Genomic DNA, 11585 nt, shown 5'->3' with positions numbered 1-11585 from the left:
GTCCAGAAGTGTTTTACCCAATTATAATGTCTGTGGATTAAATCCTGAACCTTCTTAGCTCCTGGCTTATCTTGATTCAGAATGCATTGCACCAAGCCGAGATTAATTTCCTCCCCCTCTTTGGCATGTTCGTCCCAGTTCTCTTTTTTCCAATGACGAATATTTTTCCAACTTTCATTAATTTCTTTTTGGGTTATTTTACCGCTGTCAACCAAGTACTGTTCGTATTCCTGCTGCTTTTTAGGATCAAATCCTTCATACATTTCGATGTCACTCATGGTTAAATTTCCTCTAATATGTGAAATAGTTTTATCGATTGTCTTAATAAGAGCTTTTGTTCTTTCAAGACTTTCCAAGAGGATCGATTTATGCGTGCTCAGTGTTTCAATTTTATCAAACCCATCACTACCAATAATCCTCTGTATGTCATTTAGAGGAAATCCAAGTTCACGAAAAAATAAAATTTGCTGTAACATCAAAAGTTGCTCTTCCTCATAATAACGATACTGATTGTCCCCATAATAGGCAGGCTTCAATAGACCAATCTCATCATAAAAACGGAGAGTTCGTGAGCTCACTCCTGAAATCTCAGCTAACTTCTTTACTGTGTAAGGCATCTGATATTCCTCTAAATCGACAATTCACACGATAAGGGATTACGTAACGAAAAGGTCAAGAATTAAATTCAAATATTAATGCACCAATATAATGGCTAAATATCGAGAACGAAAGAAACTATTCTGAGGATGATTCCGATATTAAGACTCATTTTTTTCATGGCACAAGTTATTCCATAACTGCCAAATTTTCATCCTGAGCAAAGAATTTTGAAATACTTCTTACTCACTTAAATAATTTATTGTTCAATATATGTTTACCTTGAAGCTATTTGTCTTTAAAATATTCAAAATGTACCATATTGGTTTGCTCTGAGTTGCTCATACTTTCTTAATGTTAATGAGATAAGATTGTATTAATAATGGGATTTATCTGTGCGAACAAGAGACATAAGCCCTGAAGATATTCATAAATAAACGGTCAAATATAGGACTCCTACCGTCTTTAGCGTATTGAAGTAGTGACCACACTAGAGGAATAGTAAATGGCATTAAGTAAAGAAAGGCAAAAATTGTGCCTAGAAGAATTAAAAAAACGTTGCAAAAATAAATTAACTGCGAAAAAGCAACAACTTTTAACCGCTATTAATGAGTTTGCTGCTGCACGTGATATTTCTTTAGGTTTTCAAAGCGATGAAGTAATTAATATTATTAGCAAAAATCTTGAAATCGATTTTGAAGAATCTTCGCTCCCAGACGTTGTTGCTTCTATTTACTCTGAAATCTCCGATCAATTTGACCGCGAAACAGCCGTAGTTCAGCGCAGACACCGCGACCAAGGCAGTTACGATGCAGTATATATTCATCAACGTACTATGCACGATCAATTGCAAGACCATGATATGGACCGGTTAATGCCTCAATCTTATGGGAATATCGAAGTGCTGGCCTCGGCAGATCGCTACGATCCAACCTCTCTTGACGTGCAAGACTATTTAATGGCAGCCCTAAAAAATGAAGGTATTAAGCATATTTTTATTCCAGTAGGTCCTGGCCATTGGCGAGGCATTTATTTAACTAAGCCTGATAATGCTGCAGGAAAATATGAGCTTGAACTGTTTGACCCTTTTGGTCCCAAAGGTGCATCTGGAATCAAAGACTTTACTCTGAATTTATTGGCAAAATGTGGAATAAAAGAGAGTCAAATTACGATTACCCTCACAGGCCCCACTTATCCGCAACGAGATGTCTACGCCTGTGGTGATTTTACCTGCGCATACAGCCATAAAAAAATGAAAGAACATGGTGCTCCGAGTAGCGCCTACAATCAAGATTATCTCAAAGTGTTGGAGACTCAAGGTAATAAAAACGATGTGTTGCGCCAAAAAAGTCGAGAGTTATCTCAAGGATTCAAAACTAAACCCGTTGCAATAGTACCCAATGAAGAAATGGAACAAGAAAATCTTCAGTTTTCAGAAATGGACAAACGTGAATTTTTGGTTCAATTAGGTAAACAACTTGCAAATCCAGATAAGATAGACAAAGTCGTTCTTGACAAAGAAATTGCCAAAATAAAAAGTACATTCGGAACATATAAGTTCGCATCATTGCGTGAACTTGAGGCGTATAAGGTATTTAATGCAGACGGTTCTATAAATAAAAGCATTGCTGCCCTATATGAGATTCAATTTGATGAGAAGCAAATTAAAAAGCGGCTGGAATCTTATGGACTCAAACATCTCTCATTTCGAGAAATGATAATTTTTGAATCGGTTATTAGTTCGGTAATTAAAGATCTCACTTCCGCAAACAATAAAAAAGAGATGATGCTCGAGGATGAGCTTAACTCTTTAGCAAATGAGTGGAGCCCGAGCTCACGAAGCAGAAAAGAAGCAATTAGAAAAGAACTTGAATATGTAAGATCTCATCCACCTAAGAAGGGATTAGCTAAAGAGTGCTTTGCTGAATTTGGGGAAGCGGCTAAAGAATTTAAACTGACAGAACCCTCAAGCATGGAATTAGCAGTGCCCGCCAAACAAATGGTAGGTATGGGTTATTTTAAATTTAAAGACATCAACGTTTCAATTTCACCTGGCCCTTATTCCGCTCGCTCATTGATTCCTTCAAACGGTGCAGAAGTTTACGAATCACAACGTGACATTGCAAGATTTTTAAACAACTTATTAGCCAATAATGTGACTCATGTTTTTGCGATGGGTAGAGTGTTTCCCTATGCTCAAATGCAAGGGGGTTTAGATAAAGATTTTATTAATTATTTCATACCTGATGCCCACGGACGGGTGACACTTCCCCAGATCCCTGAACTTAAGGACACCCACATTACTTCGCGTCCCATTGGAAAAATAGGACGATTTATCACTTACGAAATCAGCATCAATGGCAGTAAGCCCATCCAAGTACATCATTTTCCGATTCAAGAAAAACAACCCTTGAAGTTAACTCGAGAAGAGTTAGCCTATGTTGAAGAAGTAGGGATGAATACTCTTCCTGAACAAAATATTCATACCCATTGTCGGGACGGGAAAGGAAGTAGCACACAAATCGCCTATCTTTTACGCGCTTTAAATCCTCAGCACAAAAAAGTAAATCATGAGCAATTAATTGCGCAGATGAGGGCAGAGGAAGCTGACGCCTCTCTTGAATTCGAAAATCCCGAGCTTTATATCATTTATGGCACTTTATTAAAGCAAGAAATTGATCATTACCTTAAACAGATGAGTCCATCCCCAAAATTGGTAAAGGAAGAGCATAAGGAACTTCTTGCCTTAGTGGAACAATATCAAGAGTTAAACGCCACTCCTTTTCCACAATTAGCAGATTGGGTGATAAAAGTTCGCCAAAGCTCAATTCTTTCGAGCAGAACAAAAATATTATTCTCTACAATTAAAAACTCTACTGATTTCCTACTGCATGCATTTAAAGAAAGATTGAACCCTGATGAGCTGGAGGTGTTCTTTGATTTACAGGCACGCAGTGGAGGTTATCAGGTTCTTCTTGATGAAATTACTAAGGAAACTCAAAGTGAGTCAGGCCCTGAACAGGCTCGAGAAAAACAAGAACAATTAAAAAAATATGAATCTTTATTTGTTGCCCGCCTACAAAACGCTTATTTAAAAAACTGGAATAAGATATCTAAAGAAGATCAAAAAGCATGTATTGCAGTAAATGCTCATGTTTCAGAAACACTGACTGGAATATTAGATGCGATTCTTCAACACGATCCCAAAAAGTTCACTAGAGCAGCATTTGAAAATTTACAAAAAGAGTACGAGCGCTGTAAACAACGTATTGAGCTTCTAGAAAAAGTTGATGAGGCGGACTATAAAGTGCTTGACGACAGCTTGCGCCAACGCAGCCAAGTCATAGAGCAATTGTTCGTTTTAGGTTATGACCATCTTGAGGTAAATCCACAACATATCATTACAAAAATGCATTTGATTTATCAACGATTAGGTGAATTAAATGTCGCGAACGAGCTGAGTCCGCAACAGTGGGACGAGTTAAAAAAACAGTTTACTGCTCTGAAAGCAGTATTTAATTTTATAAATCCCGATGAAGAACAACCCGATGTACTCCTCACTTTGGATAACTTATTCCAAGGGAAAAGAGAACACATCACGCATCCATTTAAATTGGCTATTTTGCAAAACCAAACCAAAACAGAAAACCTCGAAAATTTTGTAGGTAAATTAGGTTTTGCCGTATTAGAAGCCGCGTTTAATGAACTTCCCAAAGAGTATTTTGGTGAGAGTGCTGACGGTGCTTATTCTAAAGAAATTCTGCAATTATTTGACGCGATGAATGATTTAGCTGGCACCTATAAAAACTCAGCACCGGAAAAAATTGATTTACTTCGCAAACCCAAACCTTTAACTGAAACGGAATGTGAGCCAGCGCGACAGCAAGTTCTTCAGTTAATTGCAAAACATGTTCCGTTTTTCATTACCTCATCAGATGCTCTTAGAGTACGGCTTGAAAATTTAGATAAAGATTTCTCACGCCTAGAGAAGCATTCTCAATTGAGAACTCATGAGTTTCAGGAATTAAAAACACGCTTTGCTGCCTTGAGATCAGAATATCTAAGCAGCCACCAACACGATGAGGTGGTAGAGCCATTAATAGCAAAAATGGAAGTGCAAATCCAAAAAGTGGTTGATCTCTATGAGGAAGAACAGCTTCGTCTGGACGTGGCAACAAAAAAATACAGCCAATCACTAGACAATCTTTTAAGAATTAACGCCATTAAATCTGGCACTTCCCAAAGCACTCTCGATGAAATTGATTATTTTGAATCACGCATTGAAAAGCACATTCCTAAATCGATTCAATATCCTAAACCGCCCACACTCATTGTGTTTGATATTGATGATGTACTTGTTGATATGAGTAGCGGACAACAGAAACGCGTACGTGAACTAATCAATGTCCTACCATGTGTCCTAGAATATGCCGAGAAGCAAAAAATAAAAGTAGTTCTTACTACAAATCACAGTCCATCTCCAGATACTGAGGAACAAGAACTCATTACCAATTTAAAAAAGCTAATCGCGAAAGAAACAACGATTGATATTTCAGACCGGTTGACTTACTTGAATGTTCCTTTGCGCCAAGAAAAAGAAACCATAGTTAAATATCTTCAAAACAAAATCTCTTCATTGCAACAAGAAATTGAACGACTAAAAGAACAAATACCTGCAGCAGAAGATAAGGAAAAATTAGAGTCGATTATCAAGAGGTTACAATCAAAACTTGATTCTTTAAATGAGAAATCAGTTCCCGTTAGATTAAGTTCGGGAAAACTCTTAAATTTAGACGTTATCAGACATGCTTATCGTATTAAATCCTCAAAAATTTCTTATCAAACGGTTGAAGAGGGTGTTTTAGATGATTTTAAAATTCATGAGTTGACCAAAAATATAGGAATTAGTGATTTTGTAGAAAGAAAGGAAACCTGGAACAATTTATTTGAATTAGCAAAAACGCTAATTGGATCTCAATCGCTTCCAAATCCTAAGCCTTCACTACAAACTATTATAAAAGATCTTATTTTTGATGCCAATAGACCCGAGATGTTGCAGAACAAATATGCTGGTCTCCGGTCTGAAGCAATAGATAAAATTAATGCAGATAGAGAATATTTTATTCGAAACATTCCTAAAATCGACTCATTTTATCAAGACCGTCTTGCTGTGCGAAAATCAGAGTATGAAAGCAAGGCTCTTTTAAATGAAGAAGAAATCGTATTTTTTGAGGCGGACCAAGATCTTATTGATCAAGCGCATCAACTCAGTAATTATCGGGCAATTAAGTTAAGTGATTACGATAAAGACTCATTTCGATACCTGATTGATTTGAATTATGAGATGGGTGCCTATAATGGAGTAATTGCTTACTTAAACGAAGACAAAAAGCATGCCCCTGTAGGTTATGGTCGAAAAGGCATCAACAAAACATTAGAATCCTACCTAAGCATCATTCCTAATTTTGCCAAACACGAATTTCACCATTCTCCTGTTGTATTGCAGGTAAAAATGTCAACCATAGTGGCCAAACTACCTGAGTTAAGTTCAAAAGAAGCGGTGCAAAAACGTTATAGGGAGCAATTTTTTGAGGCTGCCATTGAGCGTTTTGATCAATTACCTGCAGAGTTGCAAGATGATTTCCTGACTCATTATTATGATGATGCGAATCGTGCTTTAAATGCAACACATCAAAAATTCAAAAAATTAATCCAATCTGCTCCTGAACTGAAACTGTCAGAATTTATGGATGAGTTAAGAAAGCTCAAAGAACCTCTCCTTGAAATTATTAAAAAGGATGAGCAATTTGCACAGGGGGTTTCACCAACATTCATAAGCTCTGAAGCCAGGCTATTAGGCTCGATGGTTGAGGGGATGCTTACAGGAAATGTCGTTGCCGACGATTTAGATATAGCAACGCAGCAAGTACGGTTTAAAGAAGGTCATGATAAAAGTCGAGCTAAGTTTTATAGGCAAGCGATAGCCAATCAACCCCGTGTTTATCTGAAAGCGATTCATCCGACCTTGGAAAAAATGGAGCTTTTTAATAAAGCGTTTGTCGCTGAGCAATACGCATCATTGGTTGAGCAACAGTTAGCACAGGTTATTAATAAATATAAGATAAAGAATGTAGTGCCTTCTTTACCCTCTCTTTTAAATTTCCTTCAGGATTATATGATCAAAAATGATCCTGAAAAAAATGATCAATTAATATTTAAAATCCATAGTCGATTACCTATTGTGAAACAACTATGTGGTGAATTAACTCAAATTATTTCTTACCAAAATAGAGCACACCATTTAAAAGGAGAGGAAGCTGGGGTTGATTACAGTCAGTCTATCACTGCCCTATTGAAACAAGTCACTACTTATACCAAAACAATTGAATCCTCGGAAGAATATAAAGCCAAAGTCTTTTTGGATAACGCGGAACAGTATCTACTTGCTAAAGATTGGAACGTTGGATTCCAATGGACGCCCCATATCGTCAAAGTAGAGGGTGAAGAGAAGAAAATTCCGGCAACTGTTGCACAACAATTAGAGGTTATCAAACGCGCTCGAGAAAATAATAATTATGTCGAGGCTAAAAAAGAATTTTTGCAGATAGGCCAAGAGAAGGAGCTTTCTTGGACCTCTTCAAACAAAGCAAGAAAATACTATTCTCTGTTTAAACATGAAGAAGACAAGAGTGATGAAATTTTGCAAAAAGAGTTTTCAAAAAGCAAAAAGCTGTTCTAATACCGAATTTACTGATGTTTGGATTGCTTGCCATCGAGTTAAGGAAGAGAATCGGGACTTTCCCCTCACCCTAACCCTCTCCTGATAGTGGAGAGGGGATGGCAGGTTAACTGCTATTCAGGGGGCACTAAAAATGTTCCTCGTTCACACCAAAAATTCTATTGAAGATTAGATCGCAGGAAATTTCTCCTGTTGCAACCTCCCTCAAGAAATTACTCGTTAATAATTTCTTAATCTTAATCCAATATAATATTGCTCAATTATTAACCTCTTTGTGTGACTGGGAGCAAAAACACCTTGAAACGAAAATATGAATTAAATAAGCACGAACAGCACTATTACAAAGAAGTGAACAAGAAAATTGTGGTCATCGACAACAAAAAAGAGCAACAAAAAATAGATGCCTTTATGACAATGCATCATTCAACCACTCCTGCAAATACAGCCCGTGAATCAGGTTATTCCGCTTATCTGTTCAAGGGTAGACAAGTTGAAGTCAATCCGTCCATGGTAAAAAAACGAAAAATAAATAAAGAGCATTATCTTATTTCACGCGATCCCAACGCCCCAAAACTACCCATTTCTTGTTTGGCGTCAACAGAACATGTTGTTGCGATGAAGGATGAGGTGACAGATTTTGAGTCGGAGCTGGAACCTAAAGAAAAACAGAATGTGATGTATCTGATTGCCCTATCGAGTAATTCAAAGCGAGTAAATGTCCGCCTTGAAACAAAAACCATTTTAAAGCTAATCCACCAACACGATAATACGTTAAATCAAAATAATGTCCACATCACCTACAATAAGCAAAAAAAGGTCTTTGAGATTAAGGTAAGTACCCAAGTTGCAGACATCCAATTACTGGTTCGTGCATTGAGCAGTGCAGAAAAATACCAAATTGTTGATTGCGATTTTACATCAATTGGTTTAAATGAAGGCGTGTGTCTGATTAAAAGGGATGCTTCCAATCCCATTCATGCCCTAGTTAACATTGCAGATTCTACTACTGAAAAAGGATTTCTTGAACGTGATGCAGGCACAACATCTGGACGCTGTACAGCAGCTTATCAAGATCGCAATTGGACATTTAATTTCTTTAAGAGTTTGCAAGATATGCGTGAAAGAACGGAATATCCTCCAAGTACTCTTGCCATAAAAATTATTAATAACAACTAGAATCTCATGCTGCTCGAAGTCATGATATTTCAATACCCCTCCTTGTTACATAGACCTAAATTCAGATTTGTAGCCTGAGTAATCGGGCAACTAACTCATTAACCTGTAAATTCCTTTGCCATTGAGCCTAAAAATCTTTGGTGATAAAATTGCACACTAAGATCAAAAATTGAATTCATGCGGATAAGTTGCTGATTAATCCGCTTTTTTAATTAACTTAAGGAATAACAAGACTCATGGGTAAGTCTATAAAACAATTATTTGAAGCAATTGCAGAGATCAAAAATAAAAAAGAGATAGCAACGCAATTAAAAAAAATTGAAGAACTCACTCAGAAAGTTCTAAAAAAACACCATACACTCAATGTGTTCCAGGAGCATTCTGAGTACATACATACTCCTCTTGAGGGAGCAATAGCAGCGGGCTCGATCCCCGTATTTCAATTATTAGTAGGACTCGGGGCTGATCCATCTTGGAAGCCAAAACCTGATAGGCCATCGGCAATCGAGTTTTTTATAAACCATTATTTTTCTCAAGACTATTACCATGACAGAGGCGCCTTATTTGAATGGGTACTCACAGACAAAGAGAGTCCTCTATTTACTTGGGCAAAGCTAAAAACAAATCAGAAGCTGTATGACGCATTTAAAAAAGCAAATTTAAAAAAACCGTTTCTCAATGAGTTACCCATACACGCAGCAATTCAGGCAGGCCGTATCGATTTGGTTCAGGAGGTGGTAAGCGCCGCGGGAAGCATGCAAAGGACTGGCGATATCAGTCGAATGAGTGTTCTTTGCACCGCGATCAACGCAATGCTTGATGGTCAAAAGAACTCGCTGGAGATATTAAAGTACTTACTGGAACACGGTTCCAGTCCCCAAACATCGGATGTAGAGGATGCACCCGCACTAATTCACCTGCTAACGAGGATGACTCGCAGACATATCGAAGAATTCATTGCATTGGCGGCAGTCAATTTACTGCTTCATCATGGTGCCTCTCTTGATCTGACCGATGCTCGTGGTTATACACCTTTGATGCTTGCTATGAAAGTAGGCTTGCCAAAACTGTTTGCTCTCCTTGTAGATCAGGCAGATGCAAGAACTTTGCATCATCAGGCTCAAATGAAACCCTATTACTTACTCTTTCAATTACTGGACAGAGAAGAGAATCGATTGAGTCCATCGGATGTTCTGGGACTATTGCCCCAATTGAAAGAGAAGGGTTTAGAGTTTGATCAAACCATTGACTATCATTCTCCTGCAGATCCCTTCGAAGGTGCTTTATACAACCAAGGGAGAGAAGTATCTGTACAAAACATGTCGTTATTGCATTTCTATGTTGATAATATGACTCGTACAGAGGAGGATCCGTTTCAAGCTATGGATCACCATCTTGAAGTCATTCAAGCCTTAATTGCCCATGGGGCAAATCCTCATGCTAAAGCTACTTTTACACTCACTGAGCGGAAAAATCCCTATTATGGAACGGATACAGCCCCATCCCGCATAGAACTTACAGCTTCTGAGTATGCTAGAAATATCGTTGATCGAATGCTTCGTCGCTATTGTTTGAGCTCTGCGGCTTATTGGATCAAAACGTTTGAAGAGGAAAATCACTTTTTAAGTGTGATTTCCCATGAAACCAAGGAAAACCAAATCAGTCTACACAAAAAATTTCATCAACTCAGGAACCTGGAACGTGTTTTATCAGGGAATAAACCTTTGCCTTATTCAGGATTACCGGACGTAAATAAACTGGATAAATTGGCTTTGAATAAACCAAATCAATCCAAATCAGCGACAGTAGAAACTGAACTCGATCCAATAAAAAGTAAGGCTGAATTACTCGACGCACGAAGCCAAAAAAATCAAGGTTATTGGCGAGCGCTAAAAAAAGACCTGGTAGACTATGTTAAAGAGGCAGAATCATTAGCAGATTTTTTAGCACGAGTCGATCAATTTAAAGCACCATTACAACTTCATTTCAATATCAGCACCGACGCAAAAGGAGTAACGATCTATGGTTCAACACTGTATCGCTTCTTTCACTATTTTGATGCGCATCAATTTCCAAATTCCTGGGAAAAGTTAAGAAAATTTGGACAAGATACTTATGGCATAGACATCAATACTCCCTACGATGGGGTATGCACCGACATAACAATGAACTAGTCTATACAAGAACCAAGCCTGGCTGCAAGGAGACAGGCTAGTCACTCGTCAAGGCTTTTCTTATCTTAAAGCACTTTCAAAACTGTGAGATACTCAAAATAATTTTTGTTCATAGAAAAATCATTTTAGATAATTTTATGCTAACATCCGCCCATTCTTTAATCGACCTTGGCGAATAATCATGTTTGAACTATTTAAAAATGATCAATTTGTTTTGTATTATGAAAACGAAAATAACTCCTCTGGTTTAACCCATGCACTCGAGGTAAAGGATTTATCGACAGGCAAGACAACCGGGATGTGGATCGATCCAAAAGGTACCAGCACTTGTCCCAATTTTTTGGATAAAGTTCTGAAGCTACAATCGTTAAAAGGATCTCTTGATCAGGAAGCCTATGACCATGAAGTAGCTTGTTTTATAGAGAGCCTGATTGCAAATGGCGGCTACTCCAGTCTGCAGATTTCAAGCTTAATGAAAGATGCATTAAAACATCATAAAAACCCCCAGCATTTATTGGACACCATTCAAAACGTTGATTTATCTTACCTTCGACATGAAGATAAGGAACGATTCCAAAGTATTCATGAAATGAGAAATGCAGTTGCTGGATTTATCAAGACACTTACCGATTTTGTTTGTAATCTCTTGTCCATACCCTCTGATGTTTCAGTAGTATCATTGTTAACCCGATTTACGATTTACCAAAATCCTGTTCCTGAAAATGACCAGGAAGAAATAACCACAGAAAAGAGTTTATCTCTCTAATTTATTCGCCCCTTAGGTTTACAACTAAGGGGCAAAAACTTTCCCTACACGATGAGCAAGTACAAGGCGAAACCCTTTTGGTACTTTAAAAGGAGTATCATTTCATAAAAGCATCGTTGTATGGCTTCTTTTT

At 37.6% G+C, this 11585-nt stretch carries 5 protein-coding genes; 4 read left to right on the top strand and 1 reads right to left on the bottom strand.

The genetic code is table 11. From position 1 onward, the window contains the following. Positions 1 to 617, bottom strand: a 617-nt coding sequence (locus OQJ26_RS18760) for a MerR family transcriptional regulator (RefSeq protein ID WP_265705215.1), incomplete at its 3' end; no start/stop codon positions are given. Between the two features lie 485 nt (positions 618 to 1102). Between OQJ26_RS18760 and OQJ26_RS18755 the strand changes: the two genes are divergently transcribed. The 4 genes from OQJ26_RS18755 (at position 1103) to OQJ26_RS18740 (ending at position 11452) form a co-directional block, all read left to right on the top strand. Then, a complete protein-coding gene (locus OQJ26_RS18755) occupies positions 1103 to 7336 on the top strand; it encodes a hypothetical protein (RefSeq protein ID WP_265705214.1) in 6234 nt (2077 codons plus the stop codon). Positions 7337 to 7633: 297 nt separating this feature from the next. Beyond that, a complete protein-coding gene (locus OQJ26_RS18750; RefSeq protein WP_265705213.1) occupies positions 7634 to 8512 on the top strand; it encodes a hypothetical protein in 879 nt (292 codons plus the stop codon). A gap of 236 nt (positions 8513 to 8748) precedes the next feature. Then, positions 8749 to 10686 (top strand): ankyrin repeat domain-containing protein, encoded by a 1938-nt coding sequence (locus OQJ26_RS18745; protein ID WP_265705212.1) that lies wholly within the window; start codon positions 8749 to 8751, stop codon positions 10684 to 10686. 181 nt (positions 10687 to 10867) lie between these two features. After that, positions 10868 to 11452, top strand: a complete 585-nt coding sequence (locus OQJ26_RS18740; protein WP_265705211.1) for a hypothetical protein — start codon at positions 10868 to 10870, stop codon at positions 11450 to 11452. Positions 11453 to 11585 lie beyond the last annotated feature (133 nt).

It is taken from the genome of Legionella sheltonii (genome assembly GCF_026191355.1).
Classification (GTDB): Bacteria; Pseudomonadota; Gammaproteobacteria; order Legionellales; family Legionellaceae; genus Legionella; species Legionella sheltonii.
The sequence above is the reverse complement of the archived record's forward strand: the minus strand, read 5'-3'. Positions and strand labels throughout refer to the sequence as shown.